The organism is Vibrio nereis NBRC 15637 (assembly GCF_001591105.1).
Classification (GTDB): domain Bacteria; phylum Pseudomonadota; class Gammaproteobacteria; order Enterobacterales; family Vibrionaceae; genus Vibrio; species Vibrio nereis.
Genome location: NZ_BCUD01000058.1, coordinates 1 through 726 on the forward strand (window position 1 = coordinate 1; position 726 = coordinate 726).

The following is a 726-nucleotide window of genomic DNA, read 5'->3' on the forward strand; positions in this document are numbered from 1 at the left end:
TAACGCCGCATTAAGGTGTGAGCAACGCGACCACGAAACCTAACCATAGCACCGTAAACATTAAACCCAACGATGGAATGAAAAATGCCAAGCGTTGGGAATCACTCTTAAATGCTTTGTTATATGTGTGTGTAAGAGACTGGATTAGTCCTCTCTACAAAGTCAGAGCCCACTAAGAGAGGTTTGTACTCGATAACATTACCATTGTCGTCACTATGTACATCAAAACAATACAATTCTGCTGCCATTTTTCCATCAGTCAGATCTCTAACAATCGTTGCATCAAAAAACTGTCCGTTTTCTAAAAGCAACCAGCTGTGTATTTTTTGACCTTTACTTACAACCCCATCTGCAAGTTGCTTTTTCAAGTCATCTAGGCTACAAGACATATATGGCGTACCATTAACAATTGCATCACCCAAGATTATTTCAGATTTGTAGCCATATCTAGCAAAGGCATTTTTTAGGTTTGAATGAACTAGCAAACATGCACCAGCTAAATAGTCATAGCCTAACTGAGCTTGAAGCATGTCCACGATTTGAAATAATTTGTTGAAGTCATTCTTGTCTAGCGCACGATATTCAAGCAACTCAGCGGATAAAGATAACTTTTGAGATTCCGAGTATGCCACCTCTAAACTAGATACATGATTTTTATGCTTATTTTTGAGTTCTTTAAACACTCTTTGTTTCCTTTCGTACATTAGTCAATTCAAACATATAACG

The 726-nt window shown here is 37.7% G+C and carries 1 protein-coding gene; it reads right to left on the reverse strand.

Going from position 1 to position 726, the window contains the following annotated elements; all coding sequences use genetic code 11:
- Window positions 1-119: 119 nt before the first annotated feature.
- Window positions 120-683, reverse strand: a complete 564-nt coding sequence (locus tag VNE01S_RS18755; protein ID WP_025818696.1) for a hypothetical protein — start codon at window positions 681-683, stop codon at window positions 120-122.
- Between the last annotated feature and the right edge of the window lie 43 nt (window positions 684-726).